At 72.2% G+C, this 18,644-nt stretch carries 21 protein-coding genes and 1 pseudogene; 9 read left to right on the top strand and 13 right to left on the bottom strand.

Annotated features, from left to right (window positions below; translation table 11 throughout):
- Positions 1 to 3 precede the first annotated feature (3 nt).
- Genes OG494_RS19070 through OG494_RS19060 form a run of 3 tightly spaced genes read right to left on the bottom strand, consistent with a single transcriptional unit; the run spans position 4 to position 2,745 of the window.
- A complete protein-coding gene (locus OG494_RS19070) occupies positions 4 to 465 on the bottom strand; it encodes an SRPBCC family protein (RefSeq protein WP_328457535.1) in 462 nt (153 codons plus the stop codon).
- 44 nt (positions 466 to 509) lie between these two features.
- On the bottom strand, positions 510 to 2,237 hold the full coding sequence (locus tag OG494_RS19065; RefSeq protein ID WP_328457533.1) for an MOSC and FAD-binding oxidoreductase domain-containing protein: 1,728 nt from the start codon (positions 2,235 to 2,237) through the stop codon (positions 510 to 512).
- Positions 2,238 to 2,241: 4 nt separating this feature from the next.
- A complete protein-coding gene (locus OG494_RS19060) occupies positions 2,242 to 2,745 on the bottom strand; it encodes a CGNR zinc finger domain-containing protein (protein WP_328457531.1) in 504 nt (167 codons plus the stop codon).
- A 102-nt stretch (positions 2,746 to 2,847) separates the two neighbouring features.
- Here OG494_RS19060 and OG494_RS19055 point away from each other — a divergent pair, with 102 nt between their 5' ends.
- The 4 genes from OG494_RS19055 to OG494_RS19040 all read left to right on the top strand — a co-directional run bounded on the left by OG494_RS19055 (position 2,848) and on the right by OG494_RS19040 (position 5,438).
- Entirely contained in the window at positions 2,848 to 3,735 is an 888-nt protein-coding gene (locus OG494_RS19055) for a DUF427 domain-containing protein (RefSeq protein ID WP_328457529.1), read from the top strand.
- 348 nt (positions 3,736 to 4,083) lie between these two features.
- On the top strand, positions 4,084 to 4,221 hold the full coding sequence (locus OG494_RS19050) for a hypothetical protein (RefSeq protein WP_328457527.1): 138 nt from the start codon (positions 4,084 to 4,086) through the stop codon (positions 4,219 to 4,221).
- Positions 4,222 to 4,232: 11 nt separating this feature from the next.
- Positions 4,233 to 4,949, top strand: coding sequence for an SDR family oxidoreductase (locus tag OG494_RS19045; protein ID WP_328457525.1), 717 nt, complete (start codon positions 4,233 to 4,235; stop codon positions 4,947 to 4,949).
- Between the two features lie 42 nt (positions 4,950 to 4,991).
- Positions 4,992 to 5,438, top strand: coding sequence for a VOC family protein (locus OG494_RS19040; protein WP_328457524.1), 447 nt, complete (start codon positions 4,992 to 4,994; stop codon positions 5,436 to 5,438).
- Here the strand turns inward: OG494_RS19040 and OG494_RS19035 are convergent.
- The 5 genes and pseudogenes from OG494_RS19035 to OG494_RS19015 all read right to left on the bottom strand — a co-directional run bounded on the left by OG494_RS19035 (position 5,407) and on the right by OG494_RS19015 (position 9,906).
- Positions 5,407 to 5,709 carry a siderophore-interacting protein gene (locus OG494_RS19035; protein ID WP_328458973.1) on the bottom strand — a complete coding sequence of 101 codons (303 nt, stop codon included), beginning with the start codon at positions 5,707 to 5,709 and terminating at the stop codon, positions 5,407 to 5,409. The genes OG494_RS19040 and OG494_RS19035 overlap by 32 nt on opposite strands.
- A gap of 96 nt (positions 5,710 to 5,805) precedes the next feature.
- Positions 5,806 to 6,126, bottom strand: a pseudogene (locus OG494_RS19030) (siderophore-interacting protein); the annotation flags it as partial.
- 30 nt (positions 6,127 to 6,156) lie between these two features.
- The gene (locus OG494_RS19025) at positions 6,157 to 7,302 is read right to left on the bottom strand and encodes an iron-containing alcohol dehydrogenase family protein (RefSeq protein ID WP_328457523.1); all 1,146 of its coding nucleotides are present in this window, start codon (positions 7,300 to 7,302) and stop codon (positions 6,157 to 6,159) included.
- A gap of 1 nt (position 7,303) precedes the next feature.
- Entirely contained in the window at positions 7,304 to 8,809 is a 1,506-nt protein-coding gene (locus OG494_RS19020) for an aldehyde dehydrogenase family protein (protein ID WP_328457522.1), read from the bottom strand.
- The gene (locus OG494_RS19015; RefSeq protein WP_328457520.1) at positions 8,797 to 9,906 is read right to left on the bottom strand and encodes a mandelate racemase/muconate lactonizing enzyme family protein; all 1,110 of its coding nucleotides are present in this window, start codon (positions 9,904 to 9,906) and stop codon (positions 8,797 to 8,799) included. The genes OG494_RS19020 and OG494_RS19015 overlap by 13 nt, the downstream gene beginning before the upstream one ends.
- A gap of 95 nt (positions 9,907 to 10,001) precedes the next feature.
- Here OG494_RS19015 and OG494_RS19010 point away from each other — a divergent pair, with 95 nt between their 5' ends.
- Entirely contained in the window at positions 10,002 to 10,820 is an 819-nt protein-coding gene (locus OG494_RS19010) for an IclR family transcriptional regulator (RefSeq protein WP_328457518.1), read from the top strand.
- Positions 10,821 to 10,910: 90 nt separating this feature from the next.
- Here OG494_RS19010 and OG494_RS19005 read toward each other — a convergent pair whose 3' ends face one another.
- The gene (locus OG494_RS19005) at positions 10,911 to 11,045 is read right to left on the bottom strand and encodes a hypothetical protein (RefSeq protein WP_328457515.1); all 135 of its coding nucleotides are present in this window, start codon (positions 11,043 to 11,045) and stop codon (positions 10,911 to 10,913) included.
- Complete coding sequence (locus OG494_RS19000; protein WP_328457513.1) at positions 11,045 to 11,380, bottom strand: hypothetical protein; 336 nt, start codon at positions 11,378 to 11,380, stop codon at positions 11,045 to 11,047. Before OG494_RS19000 ends, OG494_RS19005 begins: the two co-directional genes overlap by 1 nt.
- 124 nt (positions 11,381 to 11,504) lie before the next feature.
- Here OG494_RS19000 and OG494_RS18995 point away from each other — a divergent pair, with 124 nt between their 5' ends.
- The 3 genes from OG494_RS18995 to katG all read left to right on the top strand — a co-directional run bounded on the left by OG494_RS18995 (position 11,505) and on the right by katG (position 14,730).
- Positions 11,505 to 11,984, top strand: a complete 480-nt coding sequence (locus OG494_RS18995; protein ID WP_328457511.1) for a pyridoxamine 5'-phosphate oxidase family protein — start codon at positions 11,505 to 11,507, stop codon at positions 11,982 to 11,984.
- A gap of 75 nt (positions 11,985 to 12,059) precedes the next feature.
- A complete protein-coding gene (locus OG494_RS18990) occupies positions 12,060 to 12,482 on the top strand; it encodes a Fur family transcriptional regulator (RefSeq protein ID WP_328457509.1) in 423 nt (140 codons plus the stop codon).
- Between the two features lie 28 nt (positions 12,483 to 12,510).
- Positions 12,511 to 14,730, top strand: a complete 2,220-nt coding sequence (gene katG, locus OG494_RS18985) for a catalase/peroxidase HPI (RefSeq protein ID WP_328457507.1) — start codon at positions 12,511 to 12,513, stop codon at positions 14,728 to 14,730.
- A 40-nt stretch (positions 14,731 to 14,770) separates the two neighbouring features.
- Here katG and OG494_RS18980 read toward each other — a convergent pair whose 3' ends face one another.
- The gene (locus tag OG494_RS18980) at positions 14,771 to 15,670 is read right to left on the bottom strand and encodes a TIGR03620 family F420-dependent LLM class oxidoreductase (RefSeq protein ID WP_328457505.1); all 900 of its coding nucleotides are present in this window, start codon (positions 15,668 to 15,670) and stop codon (positions 14,771 to 14,773) included.
- A 102-nt stretch (positions 15,671 to 15,772) separates the two neighbouring features.
- On the opposite strand from OG494_RS18980, the gene OG494_RS18975 reads away from it, so the two are divergent.
- A complete protein-coding gene (locus OG494_RS18975) occupies positions 15,773 to 16,645 on the top strand; it encodes a LysR family transcriptional regulator (RefSeq protein ID WP_328457503.1) in 873 nt (290 codons plus the stop codon).
- On the opposite strand, the gene OG494_RS18970 is transcribed toward OG494_RS18975, so the two are convergent.
- Positions 16,635 to 17,279, bottom strand: coding sequence for a TetR/AcrR family transcriptional regulator (locus OG494_RS18970; RefSeq protein ID WP_328457501.1), 645 nt, complete (start codon positions 17,277 to 17,279; stop codon positions 16,635 to 16,637). The two genes, OG494_RS18975 and OG494_RS18970, sit on opposite strands and share 11 nt — an antisense overlap.
- A 50-nt stretch (positions 17,280 to 17,329) precedes the next feature.
- On the bottom strand, positions 17,330 to 18,637 hold the full coding sequence (locus OG494_RS18965; protein ID WP_328457499.1) for a lipase family protein: 1,308 nt from the start codon (positions 18,635 to 18,637) through the stop codon (positions 17,330 to 17,332).
- Positions 18,638 to 18,644 lie beyond the last annotated feature (7 nt).

The raw sequence follows: 18,644 nt of genomic DNA, 5'->3' as shown, positions 1-18,644 counted from the left end.
GCGTCATTCCACCGTGCGGGCCAGGATGCCGAGGGTGGCGCGCAACGCCGTCTCGGGGATGATCGGGAAGTCGATCTTGTCCCGGTACCGCTGTTCGATCCGGCTCCAGTCGTAGTACGACGTCACGAGCGTGCCGGTGCCGTCCGCCTCGAGCCGGTAGCCGTAGAGGTGCCGGATCGGCGGCTGGATGGTGCCGGAGATCGTCCACTCCAGCCGGCTGTCCTGCTCGTACTCCGTGATGACCACCGTGACGTCGTACTTGCCCATCGGCACGTCGTTGAGGGCTTCGCGGTCCATGTGGACGACGAACTCGTCACCGGTACCGCGCACCGGTTCGCCGTCCGCGGACTGCAGCATCCCGGAGCTGTCGATGGCGACGTGCCCCTGGGGATCGGTCAGCAGGGCGAACACCTTTTCCGGCGGCGCCTCGACCTTGCGGGTCACTTCGAACCGTTCTGACGTCATGGTCCCGAGACTGCCACGGCTCTCGCGAGTGCGCCGTCCGGGCGTCACAGGTCCAGCACCAGGTCCGACCGCGGCCGGGCGCAGCACACGAGGGTCGTGCCCGGCGGCGGATCCTCCAGGGGGCCGGGCTCGTACCCGACCTCGCCCGAGAGCACCGGTGTCACGCACGTCTGGCAGACGCCGGACCGGCAGGACCAGCGGGTCGGGACGTCGCACGCCTCGGCGAACTCCAGGACGTTCGGGTAGTCCTCGCTCCACGGCACGCTCAGCCCGCTGCGGGCGAAGGTGACCTGGGGCCCGGTGCCCGGCGGAGTGGCCGGCGGGTGGGGTGTCGCGTGGACGGCGCCGACGATCCCGGGGTTGATCGCCGGCAGGGCGCCGAACAGTTCACTGTGGACCCGGCCGGGTGCCAGCCCGAGCCCGACGAGCGCTTCCCGCGTCGCGGTCATGAATCCGCCGGGACCGCAAACGTATGCGGTCGCGTCGACCGGCAGGTCCAAAGTGGACAAAGTGGCCCGGTCGAGGCGGCCGCGCCGGGTGTCCGGCGTGTCGGGCGGCGGGGTGTCCGCCGTGTAGCGGACGTACTCGCGGGCGTGGGGGAGGCCGGCCAGCAGCTTGCGCGCTTCGCCGGCGAAGGCGTGTTCGGCGGCCGAATGCGTGGTGTGCAGCCAGCGGATGTCGCGGGTGCTGCCGGCCGCCGCCAGCGCGTGCAGCATCGCCAGGACCGGCGTGACACCGATGCCCGCGGAGATCAGCAGCACCGGGGAGTCGTCGTCGGCCAGGACGAAGTCGCCGCGGGGCGCGGCGACCGGCAGGATCGCGCCGGCGGCCAGCCGGGTGTGCAGGAACCCGCTCACCGCGCCGGGGGTCTCCCGTTTGACGCTGATCCGGTACTCGGAATCCGACGGCATCGCCGAGAGCGAGTAGCTGCGGACCGGCGCCGGGTCGCCGGCCCCGGGGACGCGGAGCGTGAGGAACTGGCCGGGCGCGGGCCGGGGGAGCGGCGAGCCGTCCGGGGTGGTGAGGTGGATCGACGTGACGGTCGTGCTCTCCGGTACGACGCGGGAGACCCGCAGGTCGCGGAACCCGGTCCAGGCCACGGCTTCGGGCTCTTGTTCGCCTTTGTGCTCGTCTTCGGCGAGCAGGTCGCGGAACGACCCCAGCCAGCCGGGGCTGAGCGCCGGGATGTCGACGGCCTGGCGGAGATCGGCGGGGTCGCGGCCGGGCAGGTAGAGCAGCGCGTCGACGGCGGCGACGCTCATCTCGTGGCGCCCGGTCCGGGTGCGGACGATCTCGTCACCCGCCCGGACCCGGCCTTCGCGAATCACCCGGAGGTAGAAGCCGGGCCGGTGGTGCGCGACCAGCAGCGCCGGGATCCGCGGCTCGCCGAGGCGCATGCCCACCCGGAAGCACGTGACGCGCGGCTGGGTGACTTCGAACTCGGCCTCCCCGATCCGGTAGCGGTCACCGATGTGCACCTCGTCGTCGGGCAGGCCGTCGACGGTGAAGTTCTCGCCGAACTGGCCGTATTCGAGGTCGTCACGGCCCAGTTCGCCGCGCCAGAACTCGTAGGACTGGCGCTGGTAGACGAGCACCGCGCGGTTCTCGCCGCCGTGGCCGCCCAGATCGCCCTGCCCGTCACCGTCGATGTTGAGCCGGCGGACCATCACCGGGCCGTCGACGGGGTACTTGAAGATTCCGGTGTGGACGGTCCGGCCCTGCCAGGGCACGTCCTTCGGCTTCCCGACGTTGAGCGACAGCAGTCTGGGCACGGTTTCACTCCGCGGATTCGGCGCGCGAGCGCTGGTAGTGCCGCCGGGCTTTCATGCGGTTGCCGCAGACCGCCATCGAGCACCAGCGCGCGCTGTTGGGTTTGCTGTGGTCGATCAGGAACAGCCGGCACTCCGGGTTGGCGCACGGGCGCAGCCGGTTCCCGCCGGCCTTCGTGAGGTCGGCCCAGGCGAGCACGGCCCGGGACGCGGCGGAGTGGCCGGGCGCGGGGTCGAGTTCCCACTGGATCTCGTCGTCCGCGAAGTGCGCCCGGTAGCTCAGGTCTTCGATGAACGGTGCGGCCGTCGCCGCGGGGGCCTCGCCGCGCACGATCCGCTGCAGCACGGCCCGCGCCTCGCGCAGCGCGCGCAGCTCCTCTTCCGACGCCGGCTGGCCGTGGGCGGCGAGCCAGCTGCGGCCGAGTGCCTCGTCGGCCAGGTCGTCCTCGGGTGCGCCGTTGCGCACGGGGGTGCTGTTCAGCAGGTCGAGCAGCAGCTTCTCGAAGCTCATCGGTCTAACCTCCCAACTCGTCCTTGACAGGTTACACCGTGGCGTGGTTTCGTGTCTAACCAGTAAAGATGATCGAAAGGGTTAGTCGGAAAGGGGCAGGTCATGGGACTGGCATGGCAGCAAGGACCGCTCTCGGAGCGGGCGGTGGGGCACTTCCTGGTGGCGCAGCCGCTACCGGAGCGCATGGCGTTCGCCGAGCCGCTCCGCCGCCGGATGCGCGTCCGCTTCGGCGGGCAGTGGGTGGCCGACAGCGAGGACGTCGTGCTCCTGCACGAGCCGAACCGCTACCCGGTGGCGTACTTCCCGCGCGCCGACGTCGCCGAAGGCGTGCTCGGCACCGAGACCCGCACGACGACCCACCGCGACCTCGGCCCGGCCGCGTGGTTCACCGTGCGGGCGGGCGAGCAGGAGGCGCCGCGGGCGGCCTGGCAGTACACCGGGCTCCCGGACCACGCCGGCGTCCTGCGCGACCGCGTCGCCTTCGCCTGGCGGGCGATGGACGCGTTCTACGAAGAGGACGAGCGGATCCTCGGCCACGCGGCCGACCCGTACCACCGCGTCGACATCCGGCAGACGTCCCGGCACCTGGTGGTGCGTGACGGAGACCGCATCATCGCCGACACCCGGCGCCCGGTCGTGCTCTACGAGTCCGGCTTCGCACCCCGCTGGTACGTGCCGCGCGAAGACATCGACCAGACGACGTTGACGCCGGTCGAGGGCCGGACTTTCTGCCCCTACAAGGGGTTGGCCGGCTACTTCGACATCGGCTCCCGCAAGCGCGCCGCCTGGTCGTACCCCGAGGCGTGGCCCGAGGTGGCGCGCGTGTCCGGGTTCGTCTCGTTCGAACCGGACCTCGTCGACGTCTGGCTGGACGACCGCAAGCTGGCCCTCGAACCGGGCCAGACGGTGACCCCCCACGGCGTCGACCGCGGCTTGGATCCGGACGAGCTGCGGTCGCGCGCCGCAGGCGTTCCTGCTGGAGCGCGGTGACCATGTCCATCACTGCGGCGGGCTTCTTCTCTGACCTCGACAACCGCGAGTTGGCTTCGAGCCGACCATGACCGGCACGGTGTCGACGGGGGTTTCGATCCGGGCGAGTTGCGGTCGCGCGCCGCAGTCGCCCACCTGAACCAAGTGATCGTCTCCACCACCGCGGCGGCGCGCTCTCAAGGACCGCAAACCGGCCCTCGAACCGGGCCAGGCAGTGTCCTCGCACGGCGCCGACCGCGAGTCGGCCTCGGGTCGAGCCGGACCATCACTCGGCATGGCGTCGACCGTGGCCGTGATCCGGACGAGCGGCGGTCCCACACCGCAGTCGCCCACCTGAACGGAGTGACCGTGTCCACCACCGCGGCGGCGGGCCTCAACGACCGCAAGCCGGCCCTCGAACCGGGCCAGGCGGTGACACCGCACGGCGTCGACCGCGGCCCGGATCCCGACGAGCTGCGGTCCTGCGCCGCGGCCGTCCGCACCTGAACGGAGTGACCATGTCCACCACCTTGAAAGACCGCCGCGTGCTCGTCGTCGGCCGCGGCAGCGGGATCGCCCGCGCTGTCACCCTGGCCCTCCGGGAGGCGGGCGCGGCGGTCGTCGTCGCCGGTCGTGATCCGGAAGCCCTCGCTGCGGCCTACGACGACCCGGGCGTCACGGCCGAGCGAGCCGACCTCACCGACGAAGCCGGCGTCGCCGCGCTGGCCGGGCGGCTCGGCCGGATCGACCACGTCGTGTCGACGGCTTCGGCCCGCGCCCGCGGCGCGGTCGGCGACCTCGACCACGACACCGTGCTGAAGTCGTTCGAGGTCAAGGTGCTCGGCCCGATCCTGCTGGCCAAGTACCTCGCCCCACGCATGCCCGAGGACGGCTCGTTCGTCTTCTTCTCGGGCTCGTCCGCCCGCAAGCCCGCCGCCGGCATGCTCGCGGTGGGCGCGACCAACGCGGCCGTCGACGTCGTGACCCGCGGCCTCGCCGTCGAGCTGGCGCCGATCCGCGTCACCGCGGTCTCGCCGGGGACGATCGACACCGGCGCCTACGACGGCCTCGGCGCGGAGAAGAAGGCCGAGCTGTTCGCCACCCGCACGGCCACGAACCCCGCGCGGCGCATCGGCCGCCCCGAGGACATCGCCGACGCGGTCGTCTTCGCGCTCACCAGCACCTTCCTGACCGGCGTCACGCTCGGCGTCGACGGCGGCGAACCCCTTGTCTGAACGGAGAAAACCCATGTCCACCCCGACACAGGACGGCACCTGATGGACTACCGCATCGAGGTCGTGACCCTGCCCGTCGCCGACGTCGACCGGGCGGCCCGGTTCTACGCCGAGCAAGCCGGCTTCACACTGGACGTCGACTACCGGCCGCACGACGGGTTCCGCGTCGTCCAGCTGACCCCGCCCGGTTCGGCGTGCTCGATCCAGTTCGGCACCGGCCTGACCGACGCGGCCCCCGGTTCGGCCCGCGCCGGTTACCTGGTGGTGGCCGACATCGAAGCCGCGCACCGCGAACTGGCCGGCCGCGGTGTCCGCGTCGGCGAGGTCCGGCACAAGAAATCCGTGGACTGGCAAGGGGATTTCGCGCCCGGAGCCGACCCGGAGCGGCGTGACTACGCGAGCTTCCTGGACTTCGCCGACCCGGACGGCAACACCTGGGTCGTCCAGGAACGCGGGTTCAGCGGGCCTTCCAGTAACCGCAGAACATGACGTCGCTCTTGGGGATCCCGGCCCGCACCCAATGCCGGCGCAGCGCGACAGCCATGGCCGACTCCCCGACCACCCAGCCGTGCACCGGACCCGCCGGCACAGGCACGTCCTGGGCGGCGGCCAGCACCGCCCGCCCGGGGACGCCCCCACGGCCGCGCGGCAGCCAGGTGACCTCGACCCCGGGAGGCGCGTCGAGAGGCTGCTGATCCTCGGCGTCGGGGAGTTCGATCAGGGCGTGCCCGGTCGCGTCGCGGGGGAGTGAGGCCAGCACTCCCGCGATCGCCGGCAGGCCGGTCTCGTCCGCGACGAGCACGAGGTGCTCGCGGCCGGGGGCCGGGTTGAAGCCGATGCCCTCGTCGAGGATCGCGACCGCGTCACCCCGCGTGCAGGTCCGCGCCCAGGTCGCGGCGGGGCCGGCGGTGCCGTCTTCGGCGGAACCGTGCAGGACGAAGTCGACGTCGAGCTCCGGCCTGTCGGGGCCGTCGGGCCGGTACGCGCGGACCGAGTAGTTCCGCAGCACCGGCCGGCTCGTCCTGGCGATGGTCAGGAACTTGGCGTACGCCACCGCGTTGAGCTTGTTCGGCAGCCTGTCGAGGGTTCCTCCGGCCACCGGGATGAACAGCCGGAACCACTGGTCGAAACCCATCGATGTGAACGACTCCACGTCGTCCTGCCCGATCGTCACCCGCGCGAAGTGCGGCTGCCCTTTCTTGAGACTTTAGTACACCGACCGCAGCAGTTCCACGGTCTTCGCCGCCGAGGGCTGCCGCGGGGCGTTCCTGGTCACCGCGTCGGCCAGCGCTCCCTCGGCGATCGCCGGGATCAGGTCCGCGGTGACGCCGAGGTCGCGCAGCGGGCGCTTGATCCCGAGCGCGCCCGAGACCTCGCGGACCGCCGCGATCGACGCCTCCGCCCAGTCCGGTTCGGGTGTCACCCGCAGCGCGCGGCCCACCGCTTCGTACGCGGCCTGGGCGGACGGCGCGCTGAAGGCCATCACCTCTTCGAGCACGGCGGCCAGCGCGACGCCGTGGGGGGTGCCCGTGTGGGCCGTCAGGGCGTGGCCGAGGCCGTGGACCAGCCCGAGGCCCGAGAGTGTGAGCGCGTGGCCCGCCAAATGGGCGCCGAGCATCAGCTGCGAGCGTGCCTCCAGGTCGCCGCCGTCACGATGGGCGACCGGCAGCCAGCGGCCGACCAAGGTGACCGCCTGGGCCGCGTAGGCCGCGGACACCGGGCTCGACCCGCGCGAGGCGAGCGACTCGATGCCGTGCACGAGCGCGTCCAGGCCGGTGGCCGCGGTCAAGGCCGGCGGCAGGCCGACGGTCAGCTCCGGGTCCAGCACCGCGATCCGCGGTTTCACCGACGGATGTCCGATGTAGACCTTCCGGCGGGCGCAAAGGTCTTCCGTGACGCCGAAACCGTTGGTCTCGGCGCCGGTGCCCGACGTCGTCGGCACGGCGATCAAGGGCGGTCCGGCTTCCGCGTCCCACAGCCGATCCGCGTCCGCGGCCGCCGCGCCGGGGTTGCCGGCGAGCAGCGAGATGCCCTTGGCCGCGTCCAGCGCCGAACCGCCACCGAGGGCGACTACGGCGACGGCGGCGGTGTCGCCGAACTCGCGCAGCCGCGCGGCACCGCGGTCGAGCTCGGCCGTCGACGGGTTCGGGCCGACGTCTTCGTGGACGGCGTGGTCGAGCCCGGCCGCGGCCAGGATCTTCTCGACGCGCCCGACGATCCCGGTGGCGCGCAGGCCGCGGTCGGTGACCACGAACGCGCGCGTGCGGGCCAAGGTGTCGACGTAGGCGGGCAGGTCGGCGACCACACCCGGGCCGAACTCCGTCCGGCCGGTCGGTTCGATGCTCAGTCGCACGCTAATCCTCCGGGAGCGCGAGCCAGGTGGTTTTGAGGGCGGTGTAGGCGTCGAGGGCGTGCAACGACTTGTCGCGACCGGCGCCGGTCGCCTTGAAGCCGCCGAACGGGGTGATCACGTCGCTGGCGTCGAAGGTGTTGATCCACACCGTCCCGGCGCGCAGCTGCCGCGCGACGCGGTGGGCGGTCGTGACGTCCCGCGTCCAGACCGACGCGACCAGCCCGAAGTCGCTGTCGTTGGCCAGCCGGACGCCTTCGCCGACATCGCCGTCGTAGGTGAGCACCGACAGCACCGGCCCGAAGACCTCCTCGCGGGCGATGGTCATCCCGGGCCGCACGCCGTCCACGATGGTCGGTGCGAGGTACGTCCCGCCGGTCTCGGTGAGCACCCGGTCGCCGCCGTGGGCGATCGTCGCGCCGTCGGCCCGGGCGCCGTCGAGGTAACCCAGGACGCGGTCCAGCTGGACGTCGTCGACGAGCGGGCCGAGCACGGTCGCCGGGTCGAGCGGGTCGCCGATCCGGAACGTCGAGTCCGTGATCGAGACGATCTCGGCCAGCAGTTCGTCCTTCATCGCCGCGGGCACGACCAGGCGCGAACCCGCGTTGCAGGTCTGCCCGGCGTTGTAGAAGATGCCCCACGCGACCGCCTGTGCCGCTGCCGCGAGGTCGGCGCCGGGCAGCACCAGCTGCGGGGACTTGCCGCCCGCCTCGACGGCGACCTGCTTGCCGTTGGACTCCCCGGCGTAGACCTGGAACAACCGCGCGACCTCGGCCGAGCCGGTGAACGCGATCTTGTCGACGTCGTGGTGGCGCCCCAATGCCTGGCCGACGACCTCGCCGCGGCCCGGGACGACGTTGAGCACGCCGTCCGGCAGCCCGGCCTCGCTCGCCAGCCGGGCCAGCAGCAGCGTGGCCAGCGACGTCTGCTCTGCGGGCTTGACGACGACGGAGTTGCCGGTGGCCAGCGCCGGGCCCAGCTTCCAGGACGTGATGAGCAGCGCGTAGTTCCACGGGACGACGACGCCGATCACGCCGAGCGGCTCCCGGGTGATCCAGGCCAGCGCGTCGCCGGGGGTCGGCGCGACCTCGTCGTAGGTCTTGTCGATCGTCTCGGCGTACCACGCGATCGTCTCGGCGGCCTTGGTGACGTCGACCCGCCGCGCCTCGCCGACCGGCTTGCCCATCTCGAGGGAGTCGAGCAGCGCCAGCTCGTCCGCGTTGTCCACGATGGACTCGGCCCAGCGCAGGAGAATGCGTTTGCGCTCGCGCGGCGCGAGGCCGCGCCACCGGCCGTCCTCGAAGGACGCCCGCGCCGCGTGGACCGCCCGGTCGACGTCTTCGGCGCCGCCGGCCGGGATCCGCGTCAGCTCCCGGCCGTCGCGCGGGGAAGTGCTCGCGAACGTCGTGCCCGAAGTGGACTCGACGGGCCGGCCGCCGACGAACGGCCGGGTCTCGAAGGTCAGCTTGTCCGCCAAGTCCTGCCAGTCCTGGTGCGTCAGATCCGCCACCGGGCCACCGCCTCCTCGTCCAGTTCGATGCCGAGCCCCGGCCGGGCCGGGACCTCGAGGGTGCCTTCGGGGGTGATCATGAGCGGCTCCGCCAGCATGAAGTCGCGCCGCCGCGGCGTCCAGCCGGGCGGGTCCCACGGGAACTCGAAGAACGGCCCGCCGCCGACCCCGGCCGCCACGTGCAGGTTGGCCAGCACGCCGATGCCGTTGGTCCAGCTGTGCGGGGTGAAGGCCCGGTGCTTGAGCTGCGCGACCTCGGCCAGGGTGCGCGCGCGGTGCATGCCGACCGCGAGCACGACGTCCATCTGGTAGACGTCGAGGACATCGTGTTCCAGGTAGCGCAGCAGTTCGGGCACCGAGTGGTGCATCTCGCCGGCCGCGATCCGGACGCCGGGGTTCTCCGCGCGCAGCGTCCGGAAGCCGTCGACGTCCTCGTAGGGGAGCGGCTCCTCGACCCAGAAGACGTCCAGCTCGGCCAGCCGCCGCACGATCCCGCGGGTCTTGGCGAGATCCGACGCGGTGGCCGTGTCCCCGGCCATCCGCCAGGACTGGTTGAGGTCGACCATGATCGCGAAGTCGGGCCCGAGCGCGTCGCGCACCGCGGTGACGGCGGCGATCCCGTCGGCGACGTGGTCGCGGTCGATGCGGATCTTCATGGCCTGGAACCCGGCTTCGCGCGCCCGCAGCGCCGTCTCGACGCGCTCGGCGGGCGGCTTGAGCTCGGCTGACGACGCGTACGCCGGGACCGCCTTGGCCGCGTTGCCGAACAGGGTCGAAACGGGGAGCCCGGCGACTTTGCCGATGATGTCCCACAGCGCGGCTTCCAGCGGCCAGAAGCGGCCGCCGTGGAAGCCGGCCGTCTCGATGGCCTTCACGTGCCGCACGATGTCGAGCGGGTCTTCGCCGAGGAACAGGTCCTCGACCGCGTCGAACCCGGCCATCGTGTCGCCGGACCCGATGCCGGTGACGCCTTCGTCGGTGTGGACGCGCACGATCGTCGCGTCGAAGTGGCGCCGCGGCCGCGGGTCCCACGCCGCGCGCAGCGGCGGGTCGAGGTCGAGCCGCAGCCGGTCCAGGACGATGTCGGTGATCTTCATCGGGTTCGACGTTAGGAGCGCCCGGAACCGGCGGCAAGGGCCGGTGAGCACATCGCAACGCGCGTTGCGCTCAGGCCAACTGTTAACGTCCGGAGATGACGCTCCCGGACGACGCGGCCCGGCCTTCGGGCCACGGTCTGCGCCGTGACCTGGACCTGCTGGAGGCCCTCGCCTCACCCGAAGCGCAGCGGGCCGGCGGGCTCGGCGTCGTCCGGCTGGCGCAGCTGAGCGGCCGGGAGAAGAGCCAGGTCTCGCGGGCGCTCAAGGCGCTCGCCGAAGAAGGCGTCGTCGAGCGCGACCCGGACACCCTCGGCTACCGGCTGGGCTGGCGGCTGTTCTCCCTGGTCGCCCGCACGGCCGAGGACCGGCTGGTGCGTGCCGCCGAACCGGTGATGCACGCGCTGTCGGCGGACCTCGAGGAGACCAGCCACCTGTGCGTCCTGCGCGAGCAGGAGGTGCTGACGCTGCTCTCGGTGTCCGGCCATTCGTTCCGCGCCCACGACTGGGAGGGTCGCGGGGTTCCCGCGTACTGCACGTCGGCGGGGCGGGTCCTGCTGCTCGACGCGAGCCCGGACGAGCTGTACGTCCGGTTCCCCGCTTTCGACGCCGACGACCCGCGCTCGGAGGTCGCCACGCTGCCGCAGCTGTGGGCGAAGATCCAGGAGTGCCGCCGCGACGGCTTCGCCCGCGTCCACGAGGAGTTCGAGGAGGGCCTGGTCGGCGTGTCGGCCCCGGTCCGCGACTTCCGCGGCCGGGTGGTGGCGGCGCTGAACATCTCCGCCCCCGCGGTCAGGCTGGCGGACCGGCTCGACGCGGCCGGATCGAGGACGGCGGAGGCCGCGGCGCAGGTTTCGGAGCACCTCGGTTTCCCGGCGGCGACAAAACCGCAGCCGCCGCGCACACGGCTCACCTGAGCCTGGCCGGCGCGTGATCGGCCCGGCCGAGGGCGCGAAGCACGAAACCCACGTCCACAGTGGACGTGGGTGATCGGCGGATCGGCGCCCTCAGTCCTTCGCGGGCGGGGCCAGCTGCTCGAGGTGCTCGGTGATCTCCGCCAGGAGGCCCGTCGCGGCTTCGCCCAAGGCGGCCAGCTCGGCGAGCGTCGATCCGGTGCCCGGCGTGTCGGTGGTCGTGGACATCAGGTCTCCTGGATGACGTCGTGGTGGGCGCCGATCGCGGCGGCGAACGCGGTGTGCACCCGCAGGTACTCGTCGAGGGGGACCGTCGTGCCCGCCCACTCGTTCCAGCGGATGTGGGCCTGGGCGGCGCTCAGCTTCGCGGCCTCGGCCACGTTCGCCGGGTCGGCGCCGGCGAGGATGGCGCGGTGCATGATCGGCGGCGTCGTGCGCCGGGCCAGTTCGGCCAGGGCGGCGAGCCTCGCGAGCTCGACGGAGGGATCGCCCCCGTCCGGCCGGCGCTGCTGGAGTGGGACCCGGCGGGCGTTTTCGCGGCCACCGGTCAGGACGCTGGTCATCGAACAACTCCTGGGAGAAGTGAACCAACCCGGACCCCGGTCGGTTACCCGGCGAGAAGACCGGTAAACGCCGTCGCTCGTGATCTCGGTCTCACCGGATCGGGCAATGCGGTTGGATGCTCCGATGACCGACAGCGACCTCACAGCCCACGCGCGGGACCTGATCGAGGCGAACCGCTACCTGACCCTCGGCACGACCGGCCCGGACGGCGCGCCCTGGCTTTCCCCGGTCTACTTCGCCCCCGCGGGCGACCGGGAGTTCGTCTGGGTCTCGGCCGCCGACGCCCGCCACTCCCGCAACCTCGCCGAACGCCCGCGGGTGAGCGCGGTCGTCTTCGATTCGACGGTGGCGCCGTACCGCGGCCGCGCGGTGTACGCGGCGGGCGAAGCGCGGGAACTCGCCGGCGACGACCTCGAACGCGCCTTGGTGAGCTACCCCCGCGGCGACGGCGCCTCGAGTGTGGGCCTCGACGACGTCACGGCGCCGTCGCCGTACCGGCTGTACGCCTTCACGGCGTCGGAGATGTGGGTGCTCTGCCCCCGCGAGGCCGGGCACCCGTGCCCGCGGCACGGCCGGTCCGACGACCACCGGGCCGAGCTGTAGCGGTCAAGACCCGGATGGGTGGCTTCGGCGGACTCAATCTTGATTCATTCAAGATTATCGGGCAGACTCGCCGCCGTGCCCACGACTTCGGAGTTCGAGCGGATGCTGCGCGGGGTGTCCCTGCGCGTCACGCGTCCACGGCTGGCGGTGCTGACCGCGGTGCACGTCCACCCGCACGCCGACACCGACTCGATCATCGGTGTCGTGCGCGGCGACCTCGGCGAAGTGTCCCACCAGGCCGTCTACGACGTCCTGCGGGCGCTGACCGGCGCGGGGCTGCTCCGGCGCATCCAGCCACCGGGTTCGGTGGCGCGCTACGAAGCCCGGGTCGGGGACAACCACCACCACGTCGTGTGCCGGTCCTGCGGAGCCATCGCCGACGTCGACTGCGCCGTCGGCGACGCGCCCTGCCTGACCGCCTCCGACGCCCACGGGTTCGTCATCGACGAGGCCGAGGTCGTCTACCGGGGCCTGTGCCCCGACTGCTCGAGTTCCTGAACACTGTTCGATTCCTGGAAGGATTCCTGTGTCTGACAGTCCTGACGCCGTTGTCGGCGAGATGAACGAGGAGAACGCGGGCGGCTGCCCGGTCTCGGCCGGGCGTCGCAACCACCCGACCGAAGGCGCGGGGAACCGCGACTGGTGGCCGAACCAGCTCAACCTGAAGATCCTGCGCAAGCACCCCGCCGTGGCCAACCCCCTGGGTGAGGACTTCGACTACGCCGCCGCGTTCAAGACCGTCGACCTGGACGCGCTCGCCGCGGACGTCGACGCGGTGCTGACCACGTCGAAGGAGTGGTGGCCCGCCGACTTCGGGCACTACGGGCCGTTCATGATCCGCATGGCGTGGCACAGCGCCGGTACCTACCGCATCGACGACGGCCGCGGGGGAGCGGGCGCCGGCATGCAGCGCTTCGCGCCGCTGAACAGCTGGCCGGACAACGGGAACCTCGACAAGGCCCGCCGCCTGCTGTGGCCGGTCAAGAAGAAGTACGGTCAGAAGATCTCGTGGGCCGACCTGATGATCTTCACGGGCAACCGCGCCCTGGAGACCATGGGCTTCAAGACCTTCGGCTTCGCCGGCGGCCGCGCCGACGTGTGGGAGCCGGACGAGGACGTGTACTGGGGCCCGGAGCGCACCTGGCTGGGCGACGAGCGCTACACCGGTGACCGCGACCTCGAGAACCCGCTCGCCGCGGTCCAGATGGGCCTCATCTACGTCAACCCCGAAGGCCCGAACGGCAACCCGGACCCGCTGGCCTCGGCCCGCGACATCCGCGAGACGTTCGGCCGGATGGCGATGAACGACGAGGAGACCGTCGCCCTCATCGCCGGTGGCCACACCTTCGGCAAGACCCACGGCGCGGCCGACCCCGACGAGCACGTCGGCCCGGAGCCCGAGGGCGCCGGCCTCGAGGAGCAGGGCCTCGGCTGGAACAACACCTTCGGTTCCGGCAAGGGCCGCGACGCCATCACCAGCGGTCTCGAGGTCACCTGGACCTCGACGCCGACGCAGTGGAGCAATCAGTTCTTCGACAACCTGTTCGGCTACGAGTGGGAGCTGTCGAAGAGCCCGGCCGGCGCCCACCAGTGGGTGGCCAAGGACGCCGAGGACACCATCCCCGGCCCGGAGGCCGGTGACCCGGCCCGCAAGCCGACGATGCTGACGACCGACCTGGCGCTGCGCGTCGACCCGGTCTACGAGCAGATCTCCAAGCGCTTCCACGAGAACCCGGACCAGTTCGCGGACGCTTTCGCCCGCGCCTGGTACAAGCTCACCCACCGCGACATGGGCCCGATCCAGCGTTACCTCGGCCCGCTGGTGCCGCAGGAAGCGCTGATCTGGCAGGACCGCGTCCCCGCCGTCGACCACGAGCTGGTCTCCGACGCGGACGTGGCCGACCTCAAGGCCAAGCTGCTCGACTCGGGCCTGACCGTCGCCCAGCTCGTCTCGACCGCGTGGGCGTCGGCCTCGACGTTCCGCGCCAGCGACAAGCGCGGCGGCGCGAACGGCGCCCGGATCCGCCTCGAGCCGCAGCGCGGCTGGGAGGTCAACGAGCCCGACCAGCTCGCGCAGGTGCTGCGCACGCTGGAGGGCGTCCAGGAGTCCTTCGCCGCCGGTGGCAAGAAGATCTCGCTGGCCGACCTGATCGTGCTCGGTGGCGCGGCCGCCGTCGAGAAGGCCGCCAAGGACGCGGGCGTCGACATCACGGTGCCGTTCACCCCGGGCCGCACCGACGCGACGCAGGAGCAGACCGACGCGGAGTCCTTCGCGCCGCTCGAGCCGACGATCGACGGGTTCCGCAACTACCGCGGCAAGGGCCACCGCCTGCCGTCGGAGTTCCTGCTGATCGACCGCGCGAACCTGCTGAACCTGAGCGCGCCGGAGCTGACCGTCCTCATCGGCGGCCTGCGCGTGCTGGGGGCGAACCACAAGCAGACGTCGCTGGGTGTGCTGACCTCGACGCCGGGTGCCCTGACGAACGACTTCTACGCGAACCTCCTCGACATGGAGACCGAGTGGAAGCCGGCGTCGGAGGACCAGGAGACCTTCGAGGGCCGCGACCGCGCCACCGGCGAGGTCAAGTGGACCGGCTCCCGCGCCGACCTGGTGTTCGGCTCCAACTCGGAGCTGCGCGCGCTGGCCGAGGTCTACGCGAGCGACGACGCCAAGGAGAAGTTCGTCCAGGACTTCGTGGCCGCGTGGCACAAGGTCATGAACGCCGACCGGTACGACCTGGTCTGAGCTGACCTCTAGGCAGGCTCCGCGCCCGCGTCCGGCGCCCTCACCCGAGGGTGCCGAACGCGGGCGCGAGTCGTTCCAGCGCCGCGACGTCGGCGAGGAAGTCGTCGGTCGTCGGGGGCATCAGCAGGACGTGGTCCGCGCCCGCCGCCAGGTGCTCCCGCGCCTTCGCCGCGATCGCGTCCGGGCCGCCGTGGGCGACCACCGCGTCCGCGAGAGCGTCCTGATCCGACACGTCGAAACCCAGGCGCTCCATGGCTTTCCCGTACCACGGCAGGCCCAGGCTGTTGGCCACCTTCTCCCTCGCCGCCACCCGAGCCTGCGCGGGGTCGGACTCGGTGACCACCGTCAGGCCGACCACCAGCAGCTTGTCCGCGCCCAGCGTCTTGCGGGCTTCGGTCGTGTACGCCGGGGGCAGGTTCGCGGGGTAGGCGCCGTCGGCGAGTTCCCCGGCCAGCGCCAGCATCTTCGGGCCGTTCGCGCCGAGGATCCGCGGGTAGGCCACCTCCGGCGCGGGCGGCCACGTCTCCGCCGTCATCCGCTCCAGGTAGTCGCGCAGCGTCTTCACCGGGCTGCCGTACTCACGCCCGGCCCCGGCGGCCTGCGGCGCGTGGCCGACGCCGATGCCGAGCACGAGCCGGTCCGGGTACGCGTCGGCGAGCTGCGCCGCGGCCGCGTGCAGCGTCTGCGGCTCGCGGGCCCAGATGTTCGCGATGCCGGTGCCGAACGTCAGCCGTTCCGTCGCGGCCAGCAGCACCGAGAGCTGCACCAGGGCGTCCTTGCCGCCGACGACCTCGTTGGTCCAGGCGGCGCGGTACCCGGCGCGCTCCAGCCGTCGCGCACCTTCGCGCTGGTCGTCGGCGGACGGGGAACGGGTGAACGAGATCGGCAGGTAGACGCCGAGCGGCCCGAGCGCGGTGCGAGCCGTGGTGAGGTGGTCCATGTCCTCCACCGTGGGCCCCCACGCGCGCCGCGTCCAACGGACGTTTCGCATCGCGTGTCGCGATCTGTGCATCACCGCTGCTCACGGCGATACACTGAGGCCGTGGACGACCTCGATCTCCGGTTGGTGCGCAGCTTCACCGTCGTCGCCGAGCACCGGCACTTCGGCCGCGCCGCCGCCGAACTGCACCTCACGCAGTCTTCGCTGAGCCGCCAGATCATCCGGCTGGAACGGCAGGTCGGCGCGCGGCTGCTCGACCGCACCCCGCAAGGTACCCGGCTGACCGAGGCCGGCGAGGCGTTCCTCCCGCTCGCCGCCGGTGTCCTGCGGTCGGCGGTGAGCGCGACGGCCCACGCCCGCGCGGTCGCCCGGCCCAGCCGGATCACCGTCGGCTACACCGGGAACCTGATCATCACCCCGGCGGTCCGCGAACTGCGCCACCGCCACCCGGACGCCGAAGTCCTGGCGCTGCACCTGAAGTGGGACGACGCGCGGGCGGCGTTGCTCGACCACCGGGTGGACGCGGCGATCGTCCGGCTGCCGTTGCCGAGCGGCGGGCTGCACGTGACCGTCCTGCGCGACGAGCCGCGCGTGCTGCTGGTCCCGAGCGACCACCGCTTGGCGGGCAAGGAATCCGTGACGCTCGACGACATCGCCGACGAGCCGCTGCCCCGCGCGTCCGACCCCGAGTGGGACGCGTTCTGGCGCGTCGACCCGCGTCCCGACGGCCGACCGGCGCCGGACGGGCCGTTCATCAACGCCATCGAGGACAAGATCGAGCTGGTCGCAAGCGGTCAGGCGGTGGCGATCGTCCCGGCCGGGTCCGCCACCCCCACCGGCCTGCGCCCGGACCTGACCACCGTCCCGCTGGAGGACGTCGAGCCCAGCCACGTGGCGCTGGCAACCAGGGAAGGGGATCGCGGCCGGCTGGTGACGGCGTTCCGCAAGTGTGCGGAGGCGTGCCTCAGCGGGTGAGGCTCCGGTGCCCGGACATCCCGAGCAGCCACGTGTAGCGGATGGCTTCCCGGGCCTGGTCGTACGCGTCTTCGGTGGCCTTCCAGATGGCCTGGGTGATGAGCTCGATCGTGGCCGCGACGACGGCCCGCGCGGTGAACGGCGGCGGCACCGGCAGCGCGGGATCGGTGCTGCGCAGCCAGAGGACGGTCCGGTCGAACACGGCTTCGCCCGCGCGCAGGACCTCTTCGCGGGCTTCGAGGCCGGCGTCGCCGAGGGCGAAGATCTCGAGCAGGACGGCGCGGACGGCCGTCGGGCGGCGGTGCACGTAGTCGACGAGGAAGTCCCCGCACGCGGCGACGGCGTCGAGCGGGGTCGGGGCCGCGGCGGCCACGGCCACACCCCGGTCGATGAAGTCGTTGCTGAGCACGCGATACGCGGCCAGGAAGGCGTCCTGCTTGTCGGTGAACTGCTCGTAGAACGAGGTTCGCGAGACGCCCGCGGTCGCCGTGATGTGCCCGACCGTGGTGCCGAGGTAGCCGCGGGTGCCGACGTTCTCCAGCACGGCGTCGATCAGCCGGGCGCGCTGGGTGCCGGCCACTTCGTCACGGCTGAGGCTGTGCGGGCCCTTCGGCAGCTTCCGGTGCGCTGTCACGTGCAGACCGTACTGTGCCCGGCCGGGAGGCCCGGCCGGGCACAGCGGTGTCAGGAAGCGGGGACTTCCGGAGCGAGCGAGTTGCCCGCCGGGATGTGCCCGCAGCTGGACGGCGCGGCCTTCCCGGCGAACCGGTCGTTCAGCCAGCCGATCGCGTCGGGCGCCCAGCGCACCGCGCCGCCGACGTGGCTGAGCAGGTCGTACTGCGCGTACTTGATCGAGCTGTTGCCGCCGGCGCAGTACTGCCGGGCCAGCGCCCGCACGTCGCCGGCGACCATCACGCCGTCACCGGTCCCGATCCCCGGCGGGTTGCCGAAGGTGCCTTCCAGCAGCCCGTTGTTCCCCTGCGCGATGAAGCCGGGGACCGACGGCGTCGGCGCCGAGCCGATGTTCACCTTGTTGACGGCGTCGACGAACGGGAGCACCGAGTTCGGGTCCGAGTACTGCGGCTTGACGAGCTTTTGCCACGTCAGCCCCGGGTAGCGGCCCAGCGCGTTGATGATCGACGCCTGTTCCACCTCCTGGAGGACCTTCAGGCCGTAGCTGCTCGCGTAGGGCTTGAGATCGATGTCGTAGGCGCGGGCGACCCCGACGAGCGCCATCGGGATGACACCGGACCACACCGGGCTGCCGGCGACGTACTTCAGGTTGTGCGACGGCGCGACGAGCACCCCGCCTTCGGTGAAGCCCACCAGGTTCTTGTCGACGTCAGGCGCGTAGCCCGGAGCGAGCGCGGCCGCCCACCCGGTCGCGATGGCGCCGCCCGAGTAGCCGATGAGGCCGAACTTGGTGGTGCCGGTCAGGCCCGTCTCGGCCGCCTTCGTCGCGGCGCGGATCGAGTCGAGGGTGTTGGTGCCGTACTCCGGCCCCGCGGCGAAGTTCGCGTCCTGCCCCTCCGTGTCGGGGATGACGATGTTGTAGCCGAGGAGCAGGGCGGGCGTGACGAGCAGGGACTCCCCGTTGGGCAGCAGCCCGCCGAGGGTGACGTCGCCGGCGATCGCCCGCGACGGGCTGTCCGCCGGGTTGAGCGAGTCGTAGGCGGACTGGTACGAAATAGCCTTTTTGTTGTCCCCGTTGGGACTGCGCACCACGGACGTGACGTTGGCGGCGGGCTTCCCCTGCGCGTCGGTGGTCCGGTAGAGCAGCTGGATCGCCGTCAGCGGCGTCGGGATGCCGACGATGTGGTAGCTCAGCGTCCGGGTCTTGAGCACGGTTCCCGGGTCGAACGACGACAGCGGTTCGCTGCCGCTGTAGGTGTAGAAGGAATCGGCCGCCGGTGCCGCGGTGGCCGCCGGCGCGGCGGCGACGGTCAGCGTGAGGGCCGCGGCGACGGCCAGCAAGCGGGCAGGCTTGATCATGACTCCC

The sequence above is a fragment of the Amycolatopsis sp. NBC_00438 genome (genome assembly GCF_036026695.1).
Classification (GTDB): Bacteria; Actinomycetota; Actinomycetes; order Mycobacteriales; family Pseudonocardiaceae; genus Amycolatopsis.
Note: the sequence above shows the minus strand (reverse complement) of the source record. Positions and strands in the feature narration are given on the sequence as shown.